This is a genomic window from Streptomyces sp. NPDC014727 (assembly GCF_043083485.1).
In the GTDB taxonomy this organism is placed as follows: domain Bacteria; phylum Actinomycetota; class Actinomycetes; order Streptomycetales; family Streptomycetaceae; genus Streptomyces.
In genome coordinates this window covers 256685-279759 of sequence record NZ_JBIBYR010000005.1, presented here as the reverse complement: position 1 = coordinate 279759, position 23075 = coordinate 256685, and the positions used below count along the sequence as shown (strand labels likewise).

At 69.2% G+C, this 23075-nt stretch carries 18 protein-coding genes, 2 tRNA genes and 1 pseudogene; 7 read left to right on the top strand and 14 right to left on the bottom strand.

Annotation, left to right across the window (positions count from 1 at the left end; genetic code table 11):
- Positions 1–93 precede the first annotated feature (93 nt).
- On the bottom strand, positions 94–2715 hold the full coding sequence (locus tag ACF1B9_RS11475) for a valine--tRNA ligase (protein ID WP_391740843.1): 2622 nt from the start codon (positions 2713–2715) through the stop codon (positions 94–96).
- 153 nt (positions 2716–2868) lie between these two features.
- Between ACF1B9_RS11475 and ACF1B9_RS11470 the strand changes: the two genes are divergently transcribed.
- On the top strand, positions 2869–3852 hold the full coding sequence (locus tag ACF1B9_RS11470) for a hypothetical protein (RefSeq protein ID WP_391741095.1): 984 nt from the start codon (positions 2869–2871) through the stop codon (positions 3850–3852).
- An 82-nt stretch (positions 3853–3934) separates the two neighbouring features.
- Here the strand turns inward: ACF1B9_RS11470 and clpX are convergent, their stop codons facing one another.
- From clpX to ACF1B9_RS11445, 5 genes are all read right to left on the bottom strand, one after another.
- Positions 3935–5233 (bottom strand): ATP-dependent Clp protease ATP-binding subunit ClpX, encoded by a 1299-nt coding sequence (gene clpX, locus ACF1B9_RS11465; protein ID WP_391740844.1) that lies wholly within the window; start codon positions 5231–5233, stop codon positions 3935–3937.
- Between the two features lie 157 nt (positions 5234–5390).
- Positions 5391–6071, bottom strand: a complete 681-nt coding sequence (locus tag ACF1B9_RS11460) for an ATP-dependent Clp protease proteolytic subunit (protein ID WP_351078414.1) — start codon at positions 6069–6071, stop codon at positions 5391–5393.
- An 80-nt stretch (positions 6072–6151) separates the two neighbouring features.
- On the bottom strand, positions 6152–6757 hold the full coding sequence (locus tag ACF1B9_RS11455; RefSeq protein WP_391741097.1) for an ATP-dependent Clp protease proteolytic subunit: 606 nt from the start codon (positions 6755–6757) through the stop codon (positions 6152–6154).
- A gap of 264 nt (positions 6758–7021) precedes the next feature.
- Positions 7022–8410, bottom strand: coding sequence for a trigger factor (gene tig, locus ACF1B9_RS11450; protein ID WP_391740845.1), 1389 nt, complete (start codon positions 8408–8410; stop codon positions 7022–7024).
- Between the two features lie 188 nt (positions 8411–8598).
- Positions 8599–8675, bottom strand: a tRNA-Pro gene (locus tag ACF1B9_RS11445).
- 165 nt (positions 8676–8840) lie between these two features.
- Here ACF1B9_RS11445 and ACF1B9_RS11440 point away from each other — a divergent pair.
- A tRNA-Gly gene (locus ACF1B9_RS11440) sits at positions 8841–8914 on the top strand.
- A 135-nt stretch (positions 8915–9049) separates the two neighbouring features.
- Here ACF1B9_RS11440 and ACF1B9_RS11435 read toward each other — a convergent pair.
- On the bottom strand, positions 9050–9244 hold the full coding sequence (locus ACF1B9_RS11435) for a hypothetical protein (protein WP_266419258.1): 195 nt from the start codon (positions 9242–9244) through the stop codon (positions 9050–9052).
- 482 nt (positions 9245–9726) lie between these two features.
- Between ACF1B9_RS11435 and ACF1B9_RS11430 the strand changes: the two genes are divergently transcribed.
- Positions 9727–10881 carry an acyltransferase family protein gene (locus ACF1B9_RS11430; protein ID WP_391740846.1) on the top strand — a complete coding sequence of 385 codons (1155 nt, stop codon included), beginning with the start codon at positions 9727–9729 and terminating at the stop codon, positions 10879–10881.
- Between the two features lie 9 nt (positions 10882–10890).
- Here the strand turns inward: ACF1B9_RS11430 and ACF1B9_RS11425 are convergent, their stop codons facing one another.
- Genes ACF1B9_RS11425 through ACF1B9_RS11415 form a run of 3 tightly spaced genes read right to left on the bottom strand, consistent with a single transcriptional unit; the run spans position 10891 to position 14729 of the window.
- Positions 10891–11397: an HD domain-containing protein gene (locus tag ACF1B9_RS11425; RefSeq protein ID WP_391740847.1), complete on the bottom strand. Its 507-nt coding sequence runs from the start codon at positions 11395–11397 to the stop codon at positions 10891–10893.
- Positions 11398–11406: 9 nt separating this feature from the next.
- Positions 11407–13887: an ABC transporter permease gene (locus ACF1B9_RS11420; protein ID WP_391740848.1), complete on the bottom strand. Its 2481-nt coding sequence runs from the start codon at positions 13885–13887 to the stop codon at positions 11407–11409.
- Entirely contained in the window at positions 13887–14729 is an 843-nt protein-coding gene (locus ACF1B9_RS11415; protein ID WP_391740849.1) for an ABC transporter ATP-binding protein, read from the bottom strand. The genes ACF1B9_RS11420 and ACF1B9_RS11415 overlap by 1 nt, the downstream gene beginning before the upstream one ends.
- 246 nt (positions 14730–14975) lie before the next feature.
- On the opposite strand from ACF1B9_RS11415, the gene ACF1B9_RS11410 reads away from it, so the two are divergent.
- On the top strand, positions 14976–16172 hold the full coding sequence (locus ACF1B9_RS11410) for a cation:proton antiporter (protein ID WP_391740850.1): 1197 nt from the start codon (positions 14976–14978) through the stop codon (positions 16170–16172).
- A 129-nt stretch (positions 16173–16301) separates the two neighbouring features.
- Here the strand turns inward: ACF1B9_RS11410 and ACF1B9_RS11405 are convergent, their stop codons facing one another.
- A complete protein-coding gene (locus ACF1B9_RS11405) occupies positions 16302–17447 on the bottom strand; it encodes a PP2C family protein-serine/threonine phosphatase (protein ID WP_391740851.1) in 1146 nt (381 codons plus the stop codon).
- 104 nt (positions 17448–17551) lie between these two features.
- Here ACF1B9_RS11405 and ACF1B9_RS11400 point away from each other — a divergent pair, with 104 nt between their 5' ends.
- The gene (locus ACF1B9_RS11400) at positions 17552–18784 is read left to right on the top strand and encodes a GNAT family N-acetyltransferase (protein ID WP_391740852.1); all 1233 of its coding nucleotides are present in this window, start codon (positions 17552–17554) and stop codon (positions 18782–18784) included.
- A 49-nt stretch (positions 18785–18833) separates the two neighbouring features.
- Here ACF1B9_RS11400 and ACF1B9_RS11395 read toward each other — a convergent pair whose 3' ends face one another.
- Positions 18834–19643 carry an Fpg/Nei family DNA glycosylase gene (locus tag ACF1B9_RS11395; RefSeq protein WP_391740853.1) on the bottom strand — a complete coding sequence of 270 codons (810 nt, stop codon included), beginning with the start codon at positions 19641–19643 and terminating at the stop codon, positions 18834–18836.
- A 91-nt stretch (positions 19644–19734) separates the two neighbouring features.
- Positions 19735–20223, bottom strand: a complete 489-nt coding sequence (locus tag ACF1B9_RS11390; protein WP_391740854.1) for a ribose-5-phosphate isomerase — start codon at positions 20221–20223, stop codon at positions 19735–19737.
- A gap of 256 nt (positions 20224–20479) precedes the next feature.
- Here ACF1B9_RS11390 and ACF1B9_RS11385 point away from each other — a divergent pair, with 256 nt between their 5' ends.
- Together ACF1B9_RS11385 and ACF1B9_RS11380 are read left to right on the top strand one after the other, a co-directional pair.
- The gene (locus tag ACF1B9_RS11385) at positions 20480–21937 is read left to right on the top strand and encodes an amino acid permease (protein WP_391740855.1); all 1458 of its coding nucleotides are present in this window, start codon (positions 20480–20482) and stop codon (positions 21935–21937) included.
- A 105-nt stretch (positions 21938–22042) separates the two neighbouring features.
- Positions 22043–22333: pseudogene (locus tag ACF1B9_RS11380) on the top strand (FAD-binding protein); the annotation flags it as partial.
- On the opposite strand, the gene ACF1B9_RS11375 reads toward ACF1B9_RS11380, so the two are convergent.
- Entirely contained in the window at positions 22314–22910 is a 597-nt protein-coding gene (locus ACF1B9_RS11375) for a biotin transporter BioY (RefSeq protein WP_391740856.1), read from the bottom strand. The pseudogene ACF1B9_RS11380 and the gene ACF1B9_RS11375 sit on opposite strands and share 20 nt — an antisense overlap.
- Positions 22911–23075: the final 165 nt, after the last annotated feature.

Below are 23075 nucleotides of genomic sequence, written 5' to 3'. Positions count from 1 at the left end.
CGGTGCGGGAGCCACAACCTCGATCGTGCGCGGAACGGCGAAGCCCCCGTACGCCCGGCAGCGGGGTACGGGGGCTTCGCCGTCAGCGGGTGATCAGGCCTTCGGCAGGTTCGCCAGCTGGCTGGTGATCCGCTCGATGTCCGCCTCGGCCTTGGCGAGTCGGCCACGGATCTTGTCGACCACGTTGTCCGGGGCCTTGCCGAGGAACGCCTCGTTGGAGAGCTTGCCGCTGGCCTGCGCCTTCTCCTTCTCGGCGGCGCCCAGGTCCTTCGTCAGGCGCTTGCGCTCGGCCTCGACGTCGATCGTGCCGGACAGGTCGAGGGCGACGGTGGCCCCGGCGACCGGAAGCGACGCGGTGGCGTGGAAGCCCTCCTCGGCGGGCTGCAGGCGCAGCACCTGACGGATGGCCGCCTCGTGCGGGGCGAGCGCGGTGCCCGTCAGGGTGAGCTCGGCCGGGACCTTCTGGCCGGGCTGCAGTCCCTGGTCGGAACGGAATCTCCGGACCTCGGTGACGACCTGCTGGACGAGCGCGATCTCCCGCTCCGCGGCGTCGTCGCGGAAGCCGGAGTCCTTCGGCCAGTCGGCGATGACGAGGGACTCGCGGCCGGTGAGGGTCGTCCACAGGGTGTCCGTGACGAACGGGACGATCGGATGCAGGACCCGTAGCATCACATCCAGGACCTCACCGAGGACCCGGCCGGAGACCTTGGCCTGCTCGCCGCCCGCGAAGAAGGTCGTCTTCGACAGCTCGACGTACCAGTCGAAGACCTCGTCCCAGGCGAAGTGGTAGAGCGACTCGCTCAACTTCGCGAACTGGTAGTCCTCGTAGTACGCGTCGACCTCGGCCACGGTCTTGTTGAGCCGGGACAGGATCCAGCGGTCGACCGCCGACAGGTGCTCGACGGGCGGCAGTTCACCCTCGACCGTGGCGCCGTTCATCAGCGCGAAGCGGGTCGCGTTCCAGATCTTGTTGGCGAAGTTCCGGGACGCTTGGACCCAGTCCTCGCCGATCGGCACGTCCGCGCCCGGGTTGGCCCCCTTAGCCAGGGTGAAGCGGACGGCGTCCGAGCCGTACGCGTCCATCCAGTCGATCGGGTCGACTGCGTTGGGGTTGGACTTCGACATCTTCTTGCCGAACTCGTCCCGGACCAGACCGGTCAGGGCGACCGTCTTGAAGGGGACCTCGCCGTCCATCGCGTACAGGCCGAACATCATCATCCGGGCGACCCAGAAGAAGATGATGTCGTGGCCTGTGAGCAGGACGTCGGTGGAGTAGAACTTCTCCAGATCCGGGGTCTCTTCCGGCCAGCCGAGGGTGGAGAACGGCCACAGACCGGATGAGAACCAGGTGTCGAGGACGTCTGGGTCCTGGTGCCAGCCCTCGCCGGTCGGGATCTCGTCATCGGGTCCAACACAGACGACCTCGCCCGCGGGGCCGTACCAGATCGGGATGCGGTGGCCCCACCACAGCTGGCGCGAGATGCACCAGTCGTGCATGTTGTCGACCCAGTCGAAGTACCGCTTGGACATGTCCTCGGGGTGGATCTTGACCTGGCCGTCGCGGACCGCGTCACCGGCGGCCTCCGCCAGCGGGCCAACCTTGACCCACCACTGCATGGACAGACGCGGCTCGACGGTCGTCTTGCAGCGCGAGCAGTGGCCGACGGAGTGCATGTACGGACGCTTCTCGGCGACGATCCGGCCCTGCTCCTTGAGGGCGCCGACGATCGTCGAGCGCGCCTCGAAGCGGTCCAGGCCGAGGAACGGGCCGTGGACGGTGATGACACCGTGCTCGTCCATGACGGTCAGCGACGGCAGGTCGTGGCGCTGGCCGATGGCGAAGTCGTTCGGGTCGTGGGCCGGGGTCACCTTGACGGCGCCCGTGCCGAACTCCGGGTCGACATGCGTGTCCGCGATGACCGGGATCGTACGGTCGGTCAGCGGCAGCTTGATCTGCTTGCCGACCAGGTGCTTGTAGCGCTCGTCGTCCGGGTGGACGGCGACGGCGGTGTCACCCAGCATCGTCTCGGCGCGGGTGGTGGCAACGACAAGGGTGTCGTCACCCTCGCCGTACGTGATCGAGACCAGCTCGCCGGCGTCCTCCTGGTACTCCACCTCGATGTCCGAGATGGCCGTCAGACAGCGCGGGCACCAGTTGATGATGCGCTCGGCGCGGTAGATCAGCTCGTCGTCGTACAGGTTCTTGAAGATCGTCTGGACGGCCTTGGACAGGCCCTCATCCATGGTGAACCGCTCGCGCGACCAGTCGAGTCCGGCGCCGAGGCGGCGCAGCTGGTCGAGGATCCGGCCGCCGTATTCGTCCTTCCACTGCCACACGCGCTCGGTGAACGTGTCGCGCCCCAGGTCGTGGCGGGACTTGCCCTCCTCGGCGAGCTGCTGCTCGACCTTGTTCTGGGTCGCGATGCCCGCGTGGTCCATGCCGGGCAGCCACAGCGTCTCGTAGCCCTGCATGCGCTTGCGACGGGTGAGGGCGTCCATGAGGGTGACCTGGAAGGCGTGGCCCAGGTGGAGGGCGCCCGTGACGTTCGGCGGAGGGATGACGATCGTGTACGGGTCCTTCTCGCTGCTCGCGTCAGCGGTGAAGTAACCGCGCTCTACCCAGCGCTCATACAGCTTCCCCTCTACCTCGGCCGGTGCGTACTGGGTCGGCAGTTCGGGGTTGCTGGCTGGCGTCTGCTGAGTGTTCTCGGTCACGGGGGACAGTTTAGGGCCGTCACAGTCGTGCACTGAAACGGGATTGTTGAGTAACGGTGTGACTCCCGGTGGCCCACGCAGGTGGACCTTCCGTCAGGATGTTCGGAACGTATAAGCATTCCGATGAGCACTTCCGAACAGGGGACACCGCAGATGAGCTACAACCAGCCGGGCCCGTACGGCGGCCAGCCTCCGCAGGGCCAGCCCGGACCGTACGGTGGCCAGCCGCCGCAGGGCCAGCCCGGCCCGTACGGCCAGCAGCCGGGCCCGTACGGCCAGCAGCCGCCGCAGGGGCAGCCCGGTTACGGGTACCCGCAGCAGCCCCAGGGTGTCCCGCCGCAGCAGCCCCAGCCGGGCTACGGCTACCCGCAGGCCCAGCAGCCTGGCCCCTACGGCCAGCAGCCGCCCACTCCCCCGTACGGCGGCCAGCAAGCGTACGGCGGCCAGCCCCCGTTCCCCCCGGCCCAGCCGAAGAAGAAGACAGGCCTGATCATCGGCGGCGCGGTCGTGGCACTGGCGGTCATCGCGGGCGGGGTGTACTTCCTGACGTCGGGCGGGGGCAGTTCGGTCGCCGACGACGGCAAGACGTACAAGCTGACGACGCCCGAGACGGTGCTGGACGGCACGTACAAGAAGAACCCGAGCGCGAGCAGCGACACCAAGATGACGTCGGATGATGTAAAGGAGTTCGAGAAGTGGGGGGTGGCGAACGCCAAGCAGGTCGCGGCCAGCTACAACTCCGGTGAAGCAGCCTCCCAGAAGATTCTGTCGTTCAGCGGGGTCTACGGCACGATCGACGATCCCGAGGCCGTCGTCGACGCCATGTTCGGCAAGATGAAGGAAGGGTCCGCCAAGGGCGACAAGAAGGACGGGCAGCTCGTCGGCAGTCCGAAATCATTCAGCCCGGCTGGATTCAAGAACGGCGTCCTCAAGTGCCAGGAATCCAAGTCCCCCGCCGATGCCACCACCGGCAAGGCCACCAGCGTGCCGTTCTGCATCTGGGGCGACCACAGCACCGTTGCCGTGGTCATCGACATGGATATGGCCGCGCTCATGACCGGTAAGAGTGTGTCCTTGGACGACGCAGCCAACACCGCGGCCAAGCTCCGCAACGACGTCCGCGTCGAGGTCAAGTAGCGCACACGGAACGACGGAAGGGGCGCCCCGCCAGTTCAACCGGCCGAGCGCCCCTTCCGTTCGGGTTCACATACCGCTGCCGCTACGCCGACTTCTCGTGCCGCCCGCCGTCGCTGTTCCCGATCGTCCGCGGCTCGCGCGGGACCAGCGTCGGGTTCACGTTGTCGCGGACGACGTCCGCCGTGATGACGACGCGGGCGACGTCCTTGCGGGACGGCACCTCGTACATCACGGACTGGAGGACCTCTTCCATGATGGCCCGCAGGCCACGCGCGCCGGTGCCGCGCAGGATCGCCTGGTCGGCGATGGCCTCCAGGGCCGGGCGGTCGAAGTCCAGCTCGACACCGTCGAGTTCGAACAGTCGTTGGTACTGCTTCACCAGTGCGTTGCGCGGCTCGACGAGGATCTGCAGCAGCGCCTCACGGTCCAGGTTGTGGACCGAGGTGAGGACGGGCAGCCGGCCGATGAACTCCGGGATCATCCCGAACTTCACCAGGTCCTCCGGCATGACCTCCTGGAACTGGTCGCTCGCCTCGATCTCGCGCTTGGAGCGGATCGTCGCGCCGAAGCCGATGCCCTTGGCGCCCGCCCGCGACTCGATGATCTTCTCCAGACCGGAGAAGGCACCGCCCACGATGAACAGCACGTTCGTCGTGTCGATCTGGATGAACTCCTGGTGCGGGTGCTTCCGGCCGCCCTGCGGCGGTACGGAGGCGGTGGTGCCCTCCAGGATCTTCAACAGGGCCTGCTGGACGCCCTCGCCGGAGACATCGCGGGTGATCGACGGGTTCTCGCTCTTGCGGGCGACCTTGTCGATCTCGTCGATGTAGATGATCCCGGTCTCGGCCTTCTTGACGTCGTAGTCCGCGGCCTGGATCAGCTTCAGCAGGATGTTCTCGACGTCCTCGCCGACATAGCCGGCCTCCGTCAGCGCGGTCGCGTCGGCGATGGCGAACGGGACGTTGAGCATGCGGGCCAGGGTCTGCGCGAGAAGCGTCTTGCCGGAGCCCGTGGGGCCCAGCAGCAGGATGTTGGACTTCGCCAGCTCGATGGCGTCGTCCCGGCCCTGCGCGCCGCCGTTCTCGCCGGCCTGGACCCGCTTGTAGTGGTTGTACACAGCGACTGAGAGGGCCTTCTTGGCGGGCTCCTGCCCGACCACGTAGCCCTCGAGGAACTCGTAGATCTCGCGCGGCTTGGGGAGTTCCTCCCACCGCACTTCGGAGGTCTCCGCGAGCTCCTCCTCGATGATCTCGTTGCAGAGATCGATGCACTCGTCGCAGATGTACACACCGGGTCCCGCGATGAGCTTCTTCACCTGCTTCTGGCTCTTTCCGCAGAACGAGCACTTGAGCAGATCGCCGCCATCACCGATGCGTGCCACGAGGTGCTTCCCCTTCGCCTGGGAGCAGCCTGGTTCAGCGGCTCCTGGTGCCTCTATCCGACGGTACCTTGCCTTGCCCCCCGTTCGGGCCCCCCTTGGCACGGTTCACACCGCCGATGCGGTGCGAACCCGCCGTGCCAAGGGGTGAAGGCCGACGTCAGACGGCCGTGGCCGCCTGCTTGCGGGTCGACACGATCTGGTCGACGAGACCGTAGGCGAGGGCGTCCTCGGCGGTCAGGATCTTGTCGCGCTCGATGTCGTCGCGGATCTTCTCCAGCGGTGTGGTGGAGTGCTTGGCCAGCATCTCCTCCAGCTGAGTACGCATCCGCAGGATCTCGTTGGCCGCGATCTCCAGGTCGGAGAGCTGCTCACGGCCGGTCTGCGAGGACGGCTGGTGGATCAGTACACGGGCGTTGGGCAGCGCCATCCGCTTGCCGGGCGTACCCGCGGCGAGCAGCACGGCCGCGGCGGAGGCCGCCTGGCCCATGCAGACCGTCTGGATGTCCGGCTTCACGAACTGCATCGTGTCGTAGATCGCGGTGAGCGCGGTGAACGAGCCGCCGGGGCTGTTGATGTAGATCGAGATGTCCCGGTCCGGGTCCATCGACTCCAGGCACAGCAGCTGCGCCATGACGTCGTTGGCCGAGGCGTCGTCGATCTGCACGCCGAGGAAGATCACGCGCTCCTCGAAGAGCTTCGCGTAGGGGTCGTACTCACGCACGCCCTGCGAGGTGCGCTCCACGAAGCGCGGCACGATGTAACGGTTGTCCACCTGCGGGCCGGTGTAGAGGCCGCTCGCGGAGGCGCCGGGGAAGTTGTTCATGTGGGTGTTCACCATCCTGGTGGCGTTCTGTGGCTGGGTGTCTCGGCGTACGAGAGGTGCGCGGGGCTGTGGAGCCCGAACCGGTGGGTACCGGATCAGGCGCCGGTGCCGCCGCCGCCCGGAACGCCCGAAGCGATCGTGATGATCTCGTCGATGAGGCCGTACTCCTTGGCCTCCTCCGCGGTGTACCAGCGGTCGCGGTCGCCGTCGCGGATGATCGTCTCGACGGTCTGCCCGGAGTGACGGGCGGTGATCTCCGCCATCCGCTGCTTGGTGCGCAGCAGGTACTGGGCCTGGATCTTGATGTCCGAGGCCGTACCGCCGATGCCGGCCGAACCCTGGTGCATGAGGATGTCGGTGTTCGGGAGCGCGAAGCGCTTGCCGGCGGCGCCGCCGGTGAGCAGGAACTGACCCATCGAGGCCGCCATGCCCATGCCGATGGTGACCACGTCGTTCGGGATGTACTGCATGGTGTCGTAGACCGCCATGCCGGCCGTCACCGAGCCGCCGGGGCTGTTGATGTAGAGGTAGATGTCCTTGTCCGGATCGGCGGCAAGGAGAAGCATCTGCGCCGTGATCTTGTTGGCGATCTCATCGTCGACCTGCTGACCGAGGAAGATGATGCGCTCGCCGAGCAGTCGGCTGTAGACCTGGTCACCGAGGCCTCCACCGAGGGACGGCTCTCCGGCGGCGTAGGGCATCAGATTCGTCACGTATCCACCTGCTCGTCTCTGACGGCTCCGGCCGTCTCAGCGTCTTCGTACCGGGTGGGCGGGGACTCCCCTGCCCTTCCTATTCATGGACCCTAACGCGCAGGTAGGACAACGCCATCCCGCTTCCGCAACTGTTCGCTGGGAGCGCAAGCTCCGCAGTCCGCACAAGGGTTGTGGGGCACCGTACGCCCTACGACGACGGGCTCCGAACGCACAGCGTCCGGAGCCCGTCGTACGGGTTCAGCGCGAGACTCAGGCCTCGTTCTTCTCCTCGGCGGCGTCGGCCGCTGCCTCGGTGGTGCCCTCGACGGCCTCCTCCGCTGCCTCTTCATCGTCTTCCAGATCGACGACCTCACCGTTGGTGTCGACGACCTTGGCGGCCTCGACGACCACGGCCAGCGCCTTGCCGCGGGCGACCTCGCCGACGAGCATCGGCACCTGGCCGCCCTCGACGACGGCCTGGGCGAACTGGTCGGGGCTCATGCCGGAGGAAGCCGCACGCCGCATGAGGTGCTCGGTGAGCTCCTCCTGGTTGACGTTCAGCTTCTCCTTGTTGACGAGCTCGTCCAGGATGAACTGGGTCTTGATGCCCTTGATCGCCTGCTCGGAGGTCTCGGCCTCGAACTCCTCGACCGTCTTGCCCTGGATCTCCAGGTACTTGTCGAGGGTCAGACCCATCTGACCGAGCTGGTGGTGCTCCAGGTTGTGCTTGCGGGTCTGGACCTCGTCCGCGAGCAGCTTCTCCGGGATCGGGACCTCGGCGAGCTTGAGCAGCTCGTCCAGGACACGCTCCTGGGCCTGGGTGGCCTGGTCGTACTGCTTGGTGCTCTCCAGGCGCTTGCGGCTGTCCGCCTTCAGCTCGTCGAGGGTGTCGAACTCGCTCGCCATCTGGGCGAACTCGTCGTCCAGCTCGGGGAGCTCGCGGGCGGCGACCGCGGTGACCTTGACGGTGACCTCGGCCTCCTTGCCCTCGGCGGAGCCGCCCTTCAGCTCGGAGGTGAAGGTGGCCTCGCCACCCGCCTCCAGGCCGGTGACGGCGGCGTCGATGCCGTCGAGGAGCTCGCCGGAACCGATGGTGTACGAGACACCCTCGGCCACGCCGTCCTCCAGGACCTCGCCGTCGACCTTGGCCTGCAGGTCGATCGTCACGACGTCGCCCTCGGCGGCGGCGCGCTCGACCGGGTTGGTGGAGGCGAAGCGCTCACGGAGCTGCTCCACGGCCTTCTCGACGTCCTCGTCGCTGACCTCGAGGGCGTCGACGGTGACCTCGATGCCGGAGTAGTCCGGGATCTCGATCTCGGGGCGTACGTCAACCTCGGCGGTGAAGGCCAGCAGTTCGCCGTCCTTCAGCTCGGTGATGTCGACCTCGGGCTGTCCGAGGACGTTGAGCTCACCCTCGTTGACGGCCTCGGTGTAGAACTTCGGGAGGGCGTCGTTGACGGCCTCCTCCAGCACCGCACCGCGGCCGAAGCGCTGGTCGATGACCCGGGCGGGGATCTTGCCCTTGCGGAAGCCCTTCACCGTGACCTGCTGGTTGATCTTCTTGTACGCCGCGTCGAGGCTGTCCTTGAGCTCCTCGAAGGGCACCTCGACAGTGAGCCGAACCCGGGTCGGGTTCAGGGTCTCCACGGCGCTCTTCACGGTTCGGTCTCCTTGTGGCTGACTTCTTGGGGTTCTGCTCCGCCGCACGGGAGGCGGCTTCGCGGACCGAGCCCGGTACATCAGACACACGGGCACGCATTTTGCATAGTAACGGCAAGGAGACGGACTCCCACAATGCGATCGTGCCGGTGGTCCGCGGTCCCGCGCGTGGTCCGTGATCGTGCCGGTGGTCGGGGTGGCCGGATTCGAACCGACGACCTTCCGCTCCCAAAGCGGACGCGCTACCAAGCTGCGCCACACCCCGTCGGTGCGACACGTAGGGTACATGCAGAAAGGCGGCGCATCGGCCGCTTTGCTCGCGCGGCACCGAACGCGACACCGGGTGGCCGCAATCGGGTGTGCGGGCAGCGCCCGCGACCCGCTACGATGCTTCTCGTACCGCGGTCCCCGGACCTGCGGTGCGATGCTTGCGGGCGTAGCTCAATGGTAGAGCCCTAGTCTTCCAAACTAGCTACGCGGGTTCGATTCCCGTCGCCCGCTCCATGCTTGGGCCCGGTCCGACGAATTGCTCGTCAAACCGGGCCCTTTGCGTTCTGCCCGTTGCGTCCCGGGTTCCGTCGGCCGCGCTCCGCCGTGCGACTTCCCGCGCCGGGGCGCGGGGCAGCCGGTTCGGCCGGATCAGAAGCTGATCTGATTGATGGTCTCCGCTATGGAGTTCATGAACCTGTTGATCGACGGCGCCATGCCCGTCGACGCCAGGAAGAAGCCGAAGAGCACCGCGACGATCGCGGGACCGGCCTTGATCGAGCCGCCTCGGATCAGGACCACCAGGATGATCGCCAACATCAGCACCACAGACAGTGAAATGGCCACAACTGATCACACCCTTGGTCGGTCCGCCTTGCCGGCCCGGAGGTGTCCGGCCGAGCACTCCTCCGCTCCGTCCATCGTGCCACCAACTCCCCTGTGGTCGCTGCCAGGTGACGGATCGAAGTGACGGGATCGCGCCATCCTTGCGCCCCACGTGCGCCGGGGGGCGCACAACCGCACAAGGGGGGCGCCACAAGCCCCGGGCAAGGCTCCGCACACTCTGTGAGCGAGCTGTGAATCAAACAATCACAACGCCGTGCGACTGTGACGGTTCCCATATCCACACACTTCATTCACATGCAATTCCAGGTCGAGCACGCGGCGCAATTATCACCCCTCAATAACCCGACGATATGCCCTATTTAATAGGGATGAACCCGGGCATAGCGGGCGGTTTTCGGCGGTTTCGCTTTTGATTGGATGCGAACACCAGATATCCCTGAGCGGTTTTACGAATTGCAATCGGGGCGTCTATGGTGCTTTAGATGTTCCCCGCTCCGAACGTATTTCAGAGGGCCCCGCTCCCATCAGCGCCCCGGGAGTCGGAGCCCAGACACCAAGGGACGATGACCACCACCGCGGCGCCCCCCGCAACGGTGGCGAACAAGCCTCCGGCGACCTCGTCGGCGAAGAGGCGGGACGCCTACTTCGACAACGTCAAATATCTGGCCATCGTGCTCGTCGCGGTGGCGCACTCATGGGAACCGGTGATGGACGGCAGCCGGACCGCCCGTGCGCTGTACATGGTGGCCTACACCTTTCACATGCCGGCCTTCATCATCATCTCCGGTTATTTCTCCCGCTCGTTCGACATGTCCGCCGCCAAGGTAAAACGCCTGGTCACCGGCGTCGCCGTGCCCTACGTGGTGTTCGAGACGGCGTATTCACTGTTCAAGCGGTACGCGGACGACTCGCCCGATCATCCGATCAGCCTGATCGACCCCTGGTATCTCACCTGGTTCCTGGTCGCGCTCTTCATCTGGCGCATCACCACGCCGCTCTGGCAGTCGCTGCGCCATCCACTGCCGGTGGCGCTCGTCATCGCCGTGTTCGCCTCCTTCTCCCCGACGATCGGCGACGATCTCGATCTCCAGCGCGTTCTGCAGTTCCTGCCGTTCTTCGTACTGGGGCTCCGGCTGAGGCCCGAGCACTTCGAGATGGTCCGCCGGCGTGAGGTACGGATGCTCGCGCTCCCGCTGTTCGCCGGGGCCCTGGTGTTCGCGTACTGGGCGGCGTCGCGGATGCAGCTGGGCTGGTTCTACCGCAGCAACAGCGCGCAGGAGATGGGCGCCCCGTGGTGGTCCGGTGCCGTGATGACGCTGGCCATGTTCGGCTGCGCCCTGCTGCTCACCATCGGGTTCCTGTCCTGGGTGCCTCGGCGCCCCATGTGGTTCACCGTGCTCGGCGCCGGGACGATCTGCGGCTATCTGCTGCACGGGTTCCTGATCAAGGGCGCCGAATACGCCGGGCTGTTCGACACCTACGACTGGCTCTCGGCGCCCGGCGGACTGGCCCTGGTCTCCCTGGTCGCGGCCGGGGCGGTGACGCTGATGTGTACGCCGCCTGTACGGCGGGTGCTGCGTCCGGTGACCGAGCCGGAGATGGACTGGGCGTTCCGAAGGGACGCGGCCCGGCGCTGATCCGGTGGCTCAGTCCTGCCCCGTGTTGGCTTGAACCGATTGCTCGGCGGGCGATCCACCCGGGGTGAGCCCGAGCAGCCGCCGTACCTGCGCATACTTCTCGGTCAGCCGGGTACGGGTCGCCGGTTCCAGCACGGCGAGACGGTCCGGGTCGGCGTTGTGCGCCAGGTCGGACTCCTTGATCAGCAACGCGCCCGGGGTGTCGAGGATGCGCCGGGTGTAGGAACCGAGGTCCTCGCCGTCACGTTTGGTGACGGCGAGGACCATGTCCTTGACCCGCTGCGGCAGCGCGGCACCGGCCAGCCACTCCTGCGACAGCGCGTCGTCCTCGACGGCGTCGTGCAGCCAGGCCGCGGCGATCTGTTCGTCGCTGCCGCCCCTGATCCGCACGCCCTCGGCGACCGCGGCGAGATGCTCGGTGTACGGGCGTCCCGCTTTGTCCCGCTGATCGGCGTGGGCCTCGCGGGCGATCGCCTCGATTTCGGCCAGGGTCAGCCGTGCGCGTGGTGTGGGCATGGCCCGACTCTACGGACGCGCGGCCGTCGCACGCAGGGCGGCCCGGGCCGGGACCGTCACGGCGGCCAGGCCGAGTCCGATGGTCGCGGCGAGGAAGGACATGTACAACGCCGGTGGGATGTAAGGCGATTCGCCTGTGATTCCCTTCACCATCGGGACCAGTGTGGCCAGTGCGATGGCGGTGCCGAGTGCGGCGCCGGCGACCGTGACGAGCAGCGCCTCCCAGTGGATCATCCCCATGACCTGGCGGCGAGTGGAGCCGACGAGCCGCAGCATGGTCAGTTCGCGGCGCCGGTCGAGGACGGTCATCACCAGGGTGTTGACCGCGGCGACGGCGGCGAATCCGCCGAGAACCGCGGCCATGACGGTGTTGGCCCAGGCGTTGAGTTCACGATTCTGGTCCTGTGCGGCGGCGTAACCGGTCCGGTCGGTGACCGTACCGAGCGCGGTGAGCTTCTGTGCGGCGGCGGGTGTGGCCCGTACCAGCAGGTCGGTGGCGTACGGCGAGGTGACATGGGCGCTGAGGTCGGCGGCGGGCAGTGTGACCAGACCGGTGCCCAGGCCGCGGCCGTAGACGGCGACGATCTTCGGAGCCGCCTCGGTGCCGTCCGGGAGGCGCAGGGCCAGCCGGTCGCCGGTGCCGACCTTCGTGGATCCGGCGAGGGTGGTGTCGATGGCGACGGTGCCGGGGCGCAGGCCGGTCAGCGATCCGGACCGGACGTCGAGGTCCTGGACCTTGGTGAGGTCCTGGCCGGTGCCGATGATCCCCTGGGCGGAGGTGGTCTGGAGCCGCCGGTCCCCGCCCGATCCGGTGGGCACCAGGACGGAGCCGCGCAGCAGCCCGACGGCGGTCGTGACACCGGGTGTGGCGGCGGCCCGCTCGGTCGCGTCGGAAGCGAGTCCGGCCGGCGCGGAGACGATGTGGTCGGCGGTGATGGCGTCGCGCTGCTGGTGTGCGATCGCCCGTTCCTCGCTGGTGTGCATGAAGACGAGCGTGCAGGAGAAGGCCATGGCGAGCACGATCGGGGTGATCGCGGAGGCCAGGCGGCGCGAGTTCGTCCGGGAGTTGGCGGCGGCCAGCGAGCCCGACGCGCCGGCGGCGCGCAGCGGGAAGCCGATGACGGCGGCGCAGATCCGGGCGATCAGCGGGCCGAGCAGGCCGACCGCGAGCATGAAGAACATGACGACGCCGAGGGCGGCGTTCGCCGCGTCCTCACCGCTCGTGGACGCGGCGACGCCCGCGAAAGCCACGCCGCCGCCGAGGGCGGAGATGCCGAGCGGGGTGCGGATCCAGCCGAACGGCGCGCGTTCCACCGCGGACTGCGCGAGAGCCAGGCCCGGCCTGGTCTTCGACGGCCGGCGGGCTGCGAAGTATCCGGCGCCCAGCGCGGTGAGCATCGTGGTGGCCGCGGTGACGGTCAGTGGCAGCCAGGACACCCGCAGCGCGACGGCTTCGGGGATGGCGCCCCTGTCCTGGAGCTGCCCGAACCACCAGTGGGCCAGGGCGATTCCGGGCAGGCAGCCGAGCGCACCGGCGAGCGGTGCGACGAGCAGGGACTCGGTGGCGACGGTGCGGCGCAGCTGGCGCGGGGTGGCGCCGATGGCGCGCAGCAGAGCGAACTCGCGGCTGCGCTGACCGACGGAGAGGGCGACCGTACCGGCGGCGGTGAAGACGGCGACCATGGTGGCGACGCCGCCGAAGGAGCCGCCGAGGCCGACGAGGAGTTCCTTGGCGCCCGCGAGTTCCACGTCCTCGACGGCGCCCCGGCCGTCACCGGTGTGGACCTGGGCCCCGGCGGTGTGGCCGACGGCCTCGCGTACCTGGTCGGCGAGGCCGGCGGGGGGGGTGGAGGGGGCGGCGAGCACGGCGATGACGTCGACCCGGCCGGGGTGGCCGGAGAGCTGTACGGCCTGCCGGTCGGTGAACCAGACGGTGGCACCGGTGGCGGTGGTGCCCGCGACGCGGAACTCCCGTACGCCCGCGGGGGTGTCGAGGGTGATCTTCTCGCCGACCCGGGCCCCGGCACCGGTGGGGACGACGACCTCGCCGGTCCCGGGCGCGTCGCCGGTGAGCAGCCGCGTGCCGGTGAGGGCGGTGGAGCCCCAGCCGTGTGCGGTGAGGAGGGTGTCGTCCTGCCGTACGGGGTAGCTGACGTCCCCGATCGCGGCTGCGGCGCCGGGGACGGAGGCGACCTTGCCCACCAGGGATTCGGGGAGCCTCGCGGCATCCGGTACGGGTGTGGCGGCGTCGTACTCCCCGTCGCCGCTCCCGACCGTCATATGAACCTGCTGGTCGGCGGCGACGACCACGGGCGCCTTGGCGTAGCGCTCCGCGGGTACGGAGGCGCGCAGGCCGGTCTCCAACAGGATGCCGCACGCGGAGACGATCGCCGCGGCCAGCAGCAGCGCGACGAAGGTTCCGACGAACGACGAGGGCTTGAAGCGAACGGCCGCGCGGGCGAGGCCGTTCGGGAGGTGCGGGGTGAACATCAGGCTGCTGCTCCTGCGTAGGCGGAGGCGTGTGCGGTCAGGGCGGTCATCCGGGCCGCGATCTGTGCGGCCCCGGCGCGCGGCAGGCTGTCCGCGATCGCGCCGTCGGCGAGGAAGAGCACCTGGTCCGCGTAGGCGGCGGCGGCCGGGTCGTGGGTGACCATGACGACCGTGGCGCCGAGGCTGTCCACCGCGTGCCGGAGCAGGGTGAGGATCTCGGCGGCGGTGGTGGTGTCGAGGGCGCCGGTCGGTTCGTCGGCGAAGATCACATCGGGCCGGGTGACCAGGGCGCGGGCCACGGCGACGCGCTGCTGCTGGCCGCCGGAGAGCTGGCCGGGGCGACGGTCGCCCTTGTCGCCGAGACCGACCCGGCCGAGCATCTCGGCGGCTTCGCGGCGGCTGCGGGCGGAGCCGGTGCGCTGTCCGGCCAGGCGCATGGGCAGGACGACGTTCTGCTCGACCGTGAGGGACGGGAGCAGGTTGAAGGCCTGGAAGACGAAGCCGAGGCGGGTGCGGCGCAGCTCGGTGAGCCGGTTCTCGCTCATGCCGGTGATCTCGGTGCCGCCGAGACGTACGGAGCCTTCGGTGGGGCGGTCGAGTCCCGCCGCGCACTGCAGGAAGGTCGACTTCCCGGAGCCGGACGGACCCATGACCGCCGTGAAACTGGAGCGCGGGAGGGCGAGGTCGATGCCCCTCAGTGCGTGGACGGCGGAGCTGCCGCGGCCGTACTGCCGACGGACGCCGCGCAGTTCGACGGCGAGGTCCGAGGGGCCGGGCCCATGAGGGTTGCCCGTCGTCGACTGCCTGTCCTGCGCGCCCTGCCTGGTGCGTCGCAGCCCCATGGTGTCCTGCCTTTCGATTGCTCCCGGCCGGTCTTCCGGCCGGTGCCCCGAACGTACGGATCAGGGTCGGGTCGGGACCATGGCGGCTGCTGGCGGATCGGAGGTGGGGGAAACCCCAGGGTGGCTGCCGGGGTGACCATAGTTGCAACCTCAATCGTTCGGTAAACTAATTACTGACGATTTCTTGACGCTCTCTTGACCCACCGAAGGAACAGGCTCATCGGACACGCAGACACGCTCATCGCCATGGGCGGCGCCTTCCTCGCCGCCGCCGTCCTCGCCCGCGTCGGCAGCCGCATCGGACTGCCGACCATCCCCCTGTTCATCCTGGCCGGAATCCTGCTCGGCCCGCACACACCCGGCATCGTGCTCGTCGCCGATCCGCACGACCTGGAGATGCTCTCCGCGCTCGGCCTGGTGCTGCTGCTCTTCTATCTCGGCCTCGAATTCCATCTCGACGACCTCAAGGCGGGCGGCCGCAAGATGGCCGTCGCCGGCGGCACCTATCTCGCCCTGAACGTCGGCGCCGGGCTCGGCTTCGGCTTCGCGCTGGGCTGGGGCACCTCCGAAGCGCTGGTCCTGGCCGGTGTGCTCGGCATCTCGTCGTCGGCCATCGTCACCAAAGTCCTGGTCGACCTGGGCCGTATCGGCAATCCGGAGACCAAGCCGATCCTCGGCATCATCGTCGTCGAGGACGTGTTCCTCGCCCTTTACCTGGCCGCTCTCCAGCCGATCCTGTCGGGCGCCGAAAGCCTCTCCGCGGCGGCGGTCGACGGCGGCAAGGCCTTCGGCTTCCTGCTGCTGCTCGCCCTGATCGCCCGGTACGGCACCCGGGTCATCGGCAAGCTGATCAACACCCGTGACGACGAACTCCTCGTCATCTCCTTCCTCGGTGCCGCGGTGCTCGTGGCGGGAGTCTCGGAGTGGTTCGGGGTCGCGGACGCGATCGGCGCCTTCATGGTCGGCCTGATGCTCGGCAGCACGTCCTCCGGCGCCCGTATCCTCAAGCTGGTCCACCCGCTGCGGGACGCCTTCGGCGCGATCTTCTTCTTCGCCTTCGGTCTCTCCATCGACCCGGGTGACCTGCCGACCGTCCTGTGGCCGGTGCTGGCCGCCGTCGCGGTGACTCTCGCCATGAACGTCCTCGCCGGGATCGCCGCCGCCAAGGTGTACGCGTTCGGCCCGCAGGCCACCGCGAACATCTCCACCACACTGGTGGCCCGCGGCGAGTTCGCCCTGATCCTCGCCACGATGGCGGCGGCTGCGGGGCTGGACGAGCGGCTCTCCCCGTTCATCGCCGGATACGTACTCCTCCTCGCGGTCCTCGCACCGCTGGCCGCCGGACGGTCGCACTGGCTGGCCCGCGTCCTGCCGGGCGGGCGGGGCCGGGGTGAGGGCAGTGACAGCGACACCGGCGCCGGACAGATCTCGGTCCCGGCCTGAGACGACGGCCGGCAGGTCCGGGTACCGGTACCACGCCGGGTACCCGGACCGGCCGGGGCCGGGATCCGGTGGGCGGTGCATGGCCGACGTCCACCGGCGTACGCCCGGTCCGGGCCGCTTGCGCGGGGTTCAGGACCGGCGTGACAGCAGCAGCAGCGCCCGGTCGTCGTTGACGTCCTTGGCGCATGCCTCGATCAGATGCCAGGCCGCACCCTCGAAACCGGTGGCGACGTAGCGGTCGGCCTCACCGGTCAGCCGGTCGATGCCCTCCGCGATGTCGCGGTCGGACGCCTCCACCAGGCCGTCCGTGAACAGCATCAGCACGTCGCCGGGGGCCAGCGAGCCCTTCACGGCGTCGAACTGCGCCCCGTCGTACACCCCGAGCAGCGGGCCCTCGGCGACCTTCTCCTCCCACTGGCCGCTGCCCGAGTGCAGTTGCAGGGCCGGCGGGTGTCCTGCCGAGAGGAGTTCGTAGTCACCCGATTCGAGGTCCAGGACCAGATGGATCGAGGTGGCGAAACCCTCGTCCCAGTCCTGGCGCAGCAGATAGCCGTTGGCCGCCGGGAGGAAGCCGTGCGGGGGCAGCGAGCCGAGGAGCCCACCGAAGGCACCGGACAGCAGCAGGGCACGGGAGCCCGCGTCCATTCCCTTGCCGGAGACGTCGGTGAGGACGGCCTCCAGCGTCCGTCCGCCGTTGGTACGGGCGGCGACGACGAAGTCACCGGAGAAGGACTGTCCGCCCGCCGGGCGCAGCGCCATCTCGCGGTGCCAGCCCTGCGGCAGCCGGGGCAGCGCGCTCTGCACCCTGATGCGTTCGCGCAGGTCGAAGAGCATGGTGCCGCCGCGCCGCCACGGCACACCGACCCTGGCCCGGAACTGGGCGAGGACCAGTCCGAAGAAGCCGCAGGCCGCGACCACCAGGACGATGCCCGGGGTCACCCGGGCCGGCCCGTCCTCGTACGGACCGAGCGCGAACGACTCCACGATCAGGGCCGTGGCCGCGGTCGCGTACAGACCCAGCAGACTCGCGGGCCGCAGCAGCAGACCGCCCGCAACGATCGGCAGGACGAGCGCGGCCGGTGAGCACCACACCGGGTCGAACAGAGTGGCGCAGGTGATGGCCGGAACGGTGAGCAGCAGGCCGGCCAGCGCGATCCAGTCCGAACCGTCGCCGCGGAAGTAGTCGACACCGGACTTGCGCAGCGCGATGCGTGCCCGGTGCGCCGATTTCCGAAATCGGGCCGGGTACGAGTCTGCTCCTGTGCGACGGGCCATTGCGGGGACTTTATCCACCCGACCGCCTCCGGTGCAGGGGGACCCCGTGACAATGCGTTCGAAATCGGGTCGACCGGCCGCTGCGCCCCTGATAGGGATGGCCCATGACTACTGAGCTTCGCGTACTGCAGCCGTCCGAATGGAACGAATGGTTCGAGTGTCTGGAGCTCGCATTCGGCGGTGTCGCAGAGCCTCCCGAGCAGCGCGAGCTGGAGGAACAGCTGACCGAGCACGAGCGGTCGATCGGGATCTGGGACGGTTCCGACGTCGTCGCCACGGCGGGGGCGTTCAGCTTCCGGCTCGCCGTGCCCGGCGGGACGCTGGTGCCCGCCGCAGGTGTCACGATGGTGAGTGTCGCGTCCACCCATCGCAGGCGCGGGCTGCTGACCTCGATGATGCGTCGGCAGCTCGACGACTTCCGGGCGCTGGGTGAGCCGATCGCCGTCCTGACGGCTTCGGAACCGGTGATCTACGGCCGGTTCGGGTACGGCGCGGCCTCGCGTCAGATGTCGTTGACGATCGACACGGACCGGGTGCGGCTGACGGTTCCGGAGGGCACGGACGAGGTCCGGCTGCGTCACGCGAAGCCGGACGAGGCGATGGCCGCGTGCGAGGCCGTGTACGACCGGCTGGTGGCCGGCCGGCCCGGCACACCGGCCCACGGCCCCGGCTGGGAACGCAAGCCGATGGTGGACCCGGTGAGTGCACGGCAGGGCGGTTCGGCGCAGCAGTGCGTGCTGGCGGAGCTGAACGGGCAGATCGTCGGCTATGTGACGTACCACATCAAGCCCGACTGGGAGCCGTCCGGTCCCAAGGGCCAGGTGAAGGTGAACGACCTGGCCGCGCTCGACCCGGCGGCGTACGCGGCGCTGTGGCGGTTCCTCTTCGAGATCGATCTGACCTCGACGATCGACGCGCGCAACCGGCCGGTCGACGACGCCGTGCTGCACCTGGTGTCGGACGTGCGACGGTGCAACATCCTGATCCGGGACTGTCTGCACGTGCGGCTGGTGGAGCTGGGGGCGGCGCTGGAGGCGCGCGCGTACCGGGCGCCGGTGGACGTGGTGTTCGAGGTCGAGGACGCGTTCTGCCCCTGGAACGAGGGACGTTGGCGGCTCACGTCCGACGCGCAGGGGACGGCGACCTGCCGGCGGACCGACGAGGAGGCCGACCTGGCGCTCTCGGTAAGGGAGTTGGGCTCGGTGTATCTGGGCGGCGAATCCCTGAGCTCGCTGGCCCTGGCCGGGCGGGTACGGGAGTTGCGTGCGGGCGCGCTGGCGGAGGCGTCGCTGGCCTTCTCCTCGGACGCGGCCCCGTGGCTGCCGCGGGGGTTCTAGCCAGTGCTGTGACCGTGGCTGCCCCGGGGTGGCAGCCCCGGGCGGTGTCCTAGGCGCCCTGGCATCCCGGGCACCAGAAGAGGTTGCGGGCGGCGAGATCGGCGGTGCGGATCTCGCCGCCACAGATGTGGCAGGCCTGCCGGGCCCTGCGGTACACGTACACCTCGCCGCCGTGGTCGTCGACCCGTGGCGGACGTCCCATGGCCTCCGGCGTGTGCTCGGGGCGGACCGTGTCGATCCGGTTGTTCCGCACGCCCTCGCGCATCAGCATCGCCAGGTCGGCCCAGATCGCGTCCCACTCCCCACGCCCGAGGTCCTTGCCCGGACGGTACGGGTCGATCCCGTGCCGGAACAGCACCTCGGCCCGGTACACATTGCCGACCCCCGCGATGACCTTCTGGTCCATCAGCAGGGCCGCGACGGTGATCCGGCTGCGGGAGATGCGCCGCCATGCCCGCTCACCGTCCTCGTCGGTCCGCAGCGGGTCCGGGCCGAGCCGGTCGTGTATCGCGCGCTTCTCGGGGTCGGTGATCAGCGCACACGTGGTGGGGCCGCGCAGATCCGCGTGGTGGTCGTCGTTCACCAGGCGCAGCCGGACCGTGTCGGTGGGCGGCGGGGCCGGGGCCGTACCGAAGCCGAGCTTGCCGAAGAGGCCCAGGTGGATGTGGACCCAGCCGGTGTTTTCGAACCCGAGGAAGAGGTGCTTGCCATGGGCGTCGACGCCGGTGAACGTCCGGCCGTCGAGCAGCGCGGCACTGTCGGAGAACTTGCCCTGCGGGCTGCTCACCCGCACCGGCCGCCCGGCGAACCTGTCCCGGTGGTCCGCCGCGAGGCGGTGGATCGTGTGTCCCTCGGGCACGACGGCTGCTCTCCTCGTGGCGTGCGGACGTGGTGACGTGCGCAAATGGCTGTGCCGCCGGGGGTACCGGCGGCACAGGGACGGAAGCCGGTCAGCCCTGCTGCGGGTGGTGGGCCGGGATCGGGGGGAGCTCGCCGGTCGTCTCGTACGCCGTGAGCATCTCGATCCGGCGGGTGTGACGCTCCTCACCCGAGTACGGGGTGGCGAGGAAGATCTCGACGAACTTGGTGGCCTGCTCCACCGAGTGCATCCGGCCACCGATGGCGACCACATTGGCGTTGTTGTGCTCGCGTCCCAGCGCGGCGGTCTGCTCGCTCCAGGCGAGTGCCGCACGCACTCCCTTGACCTTGTTGGCGGCGATCTGCTCGCCGTTGCCGGAGCCGCCGATCACGATGCCGAGGCTGTCCGGGTCCGCGGCCGTCCTCTCGGCGGCACGCAGGCAGAACGGCGGGTAGTCGTCCTGGGCGTCGTAGATGTGGGGGCCACAGTCGACGGCCTCGTGGCCCTGGGCCGTGAGCCACTCGACGAGGTGGTTCTTGAGTTCATAACCGGCATGGTCCGAGCCGAGGTACACGCGCATGTTCCGAGTGTGGCACGAGCGTCGCCGGGTAGCCGTCATCGGGGTCGGGACCCTCCGGCCGGTCCGCCCGACGGGCGGCGGGAGCCGCGTGCGGGCTTCCTGCGCGGGTGCTGTGTGGTCGACGCCACTCGGGCAGATTCGGAAGAAAGGGTTCCGCTTTTGCGGTCCGGCGCGCTTCAATGCATCACCCACCGCGGCACCCCACTCCGGCGGTGAGTCACGCATCGCGTGAACCGAGAACGTAAGGATTCGATCCATGACGTCGCAGACGACTCTGGCCGGTCCGGGCCACCAGCCCGACAAGCCGGACCGGTCGAACGGGCCGGACACAACGGGCTCATCCGACGGACTCCAGGCAGGCCTCAAGAACCGCCATCTCTCGATGATCGCCATCGGCGGGGTGATCGGCGCGGGTCTCTTCGTGGGCTCCGGCGCCGGTATCGCCGCCGCGGGACCGGCCATCCTGCTGTCCTACGCCCTGGTCGGCCTGATGGTCGTCTTCGTGATGCGGATGCTCGGCGAGATGGCCGCGGCCCGCCCCAGCTCGGGCTCCTTCTCCGCCTACGCCGACCAGGCGCTGGGCCGCTGGGCCGGCTTCTCGATCGGCTGGCTGTACTGGTTCTTCTGGGTCGTGGTGCTCGCCGTCGAGGCTACGGCGGGTGCCAAGATCCTGGAGGGCTGGGTGCCGGGCGTCCCGCAGTGGGCGTGGGCGCTGATCGTGATGGTCGTACTGACCGCGACGAACCTGGTCTCGGTCGGCTCGTACGGCGAGTTCGAGTTCTGGTTCGCCGGGATCAAGGTCGTGGCGATCGGCGCGTTCGTGGTCGTCGGACTGCTCGCTGTCTTCGGGGTGCTGCCCGGCTCGGACAACCCCGGCGCGGGGCTCGCGCACCTCACCGACACCGGCGGGTTCTTCCCCAAGGGCCCCGGCGCCATCCTCACCGGTGTGCTGATGGTCGTCTTCTCCTTCATGGGCAGTGAGATCGTCACGCTGGCGGCCGGCGAGTCCGAGAACCCGCAGCGCGCCGTCCAGAAGGCCACCAACAGCGTGATCTGGCGGATCGCCGTCTTCTACCTGGGCTCGATCTTCATCGTGCTCACCCTGCTGCCGTGGAACGACAAGTCGATCGTGAAGGACGGCAGCTACGTCGCCGCCCTCGACTCCATCGGCATTCCGCACGCCGGCCAGGTGATGAACGTCATCGTCCTCACCGCCGTGCTGTCCTGCCTCAACTCCGGCCTCTACACCGCCTCGCGGATGGCCTTCTCGCTCGGTGGCCGCGGGGACGCGCCCAAGGCCTTCGCGCGGGTGAACAAGCGGGGTGTGCCGCAGGCGGCGATCCTCTCGTCCGTCGTCTTCGGCTTCGTCGCCGTGTTCTTCAACTACCAGTGGCCCGACACCGTCTTCCAGTTCCTGCTGAACTCCTCCGGTGCGGTCGCCCTGTTCGTCTGGCTGGTCATCTGCTTCACGCAGCTGCGGATGCGCGGCATGATCCTGCGCGAATCGCCGGAGAAGCTGGTCGTGCGGATGTGGCTCTTCCCGTATCTGACCTGGGCCACCATCGCGATGATCTCGTTCGTCCTCGTCTACATGCTGACCGACGACAGCGGACGCGAGCAGGTGCTGCTCTCCCTGCTCGTCGCGGCACTGGTGGTGGCGATCTCGCTGGTGCGTGAGGTCCGGCAGCGGAAGGCGCGCGCCTCGGCCGTATAGATACCTGACGGCAGATGTCAGGTAAACCGGGGAGGCTCTCCGTCGTAACGCCACCGGGCGAACGACCGGAGGGCCTCCTCATGACATCCGCCCCCGCCCGTGTCCCGGCCGGCCGTCGACAACGCGGTGCCGTACCGCGAGGCCGGATTCCTGCTGCGGCTGCTGTCGCCGCTCGACGGTACGGAGGTGGCGTCGTTACGGGCCCTGTACGCGGAGGTGGCCGGGGTGCTCGCCCCGCTCGCCCTGGGCCGTTCGCTGAACTTCTCCTTCGGCGGCGGGGACCGCACCGAGGGATTCCACGACGCGCGGACACGGCAGAGGCTCGCCGGTCTGGTGTCGCGACACGACCCGGCGAGCCTCTTCGGGAGCTACGGCATCAGCCGCGACGGCCGATGAGCTTCCAGGCCGCGGGCAGCGCGCCCATCGCCAGCGCCGCCTTCAGCGCGTCGCCGAGCAGGAACGGCACCAGGCCGGCCGCGATCGCGGCGCTCGCCGACATGCCGGTGGCCAGTGCCAGGTACGGGACGCCGACCGCGTAGATGATCGCGGAGCCCAGCACCATCGTGCCCGCCGTGCGCAGCACGGAGCGGTCGCCGCCGCGGCGGGCGAGGCCGCCGACCACGGTGGCGGCGAGCAGCATGCCGAGGACGTAGCCGAACGAGGGGAAGCCCGCGCCGGAGGTGCCCTCGGAGAACCAGGGCATGCCCGCCATGCCGACGAGCGCGTACACGGCGAGGGAGAGGAAGCCGCGGCGCGCGCCGAGCGCGGTGCCGACGAGGAGCGCGGCGAAGGTCTGGCCGGTGACCGGGACCGGGGAGCCGGGCACCGGGACGGCGATCTGGGCGGCTATGCCGGTGAGCGCGGCGCCACCGACGACCAGGGCCGCATCGACGGCGTAACGGTGCCTGGCGGCGGGCAGCAGGTCGGCGAGGACCGCTCCGGTACGGGCAGGGGCGGCGGCAGCAGTGCTCATCGGGACTCCGCGGGGTGAGGGCAGGTGGGGACAGACTGAGGCCGACGTTAGCCCAAGGGTTAACGCCCGATCACCATCAGTGGCCCACAAAGCGACGGTCGAGGCGTTGGTGGGGTTCACACAAAGGAGCGCACGCAATCACGCGGCGGCGTGATGCTCGTCACT

What these genes read in the sequence shown, in the direction of transcription:
- ACF1B9_RS11470 (WP_391741095.1), top strand. Translation starts at nt 2,869, where the DNA reads ATGAGCTACAACCAGCCGGGCCCGTACGGCGGCCAGCCTCCGCAGGGC.
- ACF1B9_RS11460 (WP_351078414.1), bottom strand. Translation starts at nt 6,071, where the DNA reads ATGGTGAACACCCACATGAACAACTTCCCCGGCGCCTCCGCGAGCGGC.
- ACF1B9_RS11455 (WP_391741097.1), bottom strand. Translation starts at nt 6,757, where the DNA reads ATGCCCTACGCCGCCGGAGAGCCGTCCCTCGGTGGAGGCCTCGGTGAC.
- ACF1B9_RS11430 (WP_391740846.1), top strand. Translation starts at nt 9,727, where the DNA reads ATGTTCCCCGCTCCGAACGTATTTCAGAGGGCCCCGCTCCCATCAGCG.
- ACF1B9_RS11425 (WP_391740847.1), bottom strand. Translation starts at nt 11,397, where the DNA reads ATGCCCACACCACGCGCACGGCTGACCCTGGCCGAAATCGAGGCGATC.
- ACF1B9_RS11420 (WP_391740848.1), bottom strand. Translation starts at nt 13,887, where the DNA reads ATGTTCACCCCGCACCTCCCGAACGGCCTCGCCCGCGCGGCCGTTCGC.
- ACF1B9_RS11415 (WP_391740849.1), bottom strand. Translation starts at nt 14,729, where the DNA reads ATGGGGCTGCGACGCACCAGGCAGGGCGCGCAGGACAGGCAGTCGACG.
- ACF1B9_RS11410 (WP_391740850.1), top strand. Translation starts at nt 14,976, where the DNA reads ATGGGCGGCGCCTTCCTCGCCGCCGCCGTCCTCGCCCGCGTCGGCAGC.
- ACF1B9_RS11405 (WP_391740851.1), bottom strand. Translation starts at nt 17,447, where the DNA reads ATGGCCCGTCGCACAGGAGCAGACTCGTACCCGGCCCGATTTCGGAAA.
- ACF1B9_RS11400 (WP_391740852.1), top strand. Translation starts at nt 17,552, where the DNA reads ATGACTACTGAGCTTCGCGTACTGCAGCCGTCCGAATGGAACGAATGG.
- ACF1B9_RS11390 (WP_391740854.1), bottom strand. Translation starts at nt 20,223, where the DNA reads ATGCGCGTGTACCTCGGCTCGGACCATGCCGGTTATGAACTCAAGAAC.
- ACF1B9_RS11385 (WP_391740855.1), top strand. Translation starts at nt 20,480, where the DNA reads ATGACGTCGCAGACGACTCTGGCCGGTCCGGGCCACCAGCCCGACAAG.
- ACF1B9_RS11375 (WP_391740856.1), bottom strand. Translation starts at nt 22,910, where the DNA reads ATGAGCACTGCTGCCGCCGCCCCTGCCCGTACCGGAGCGGTCCTCGCC.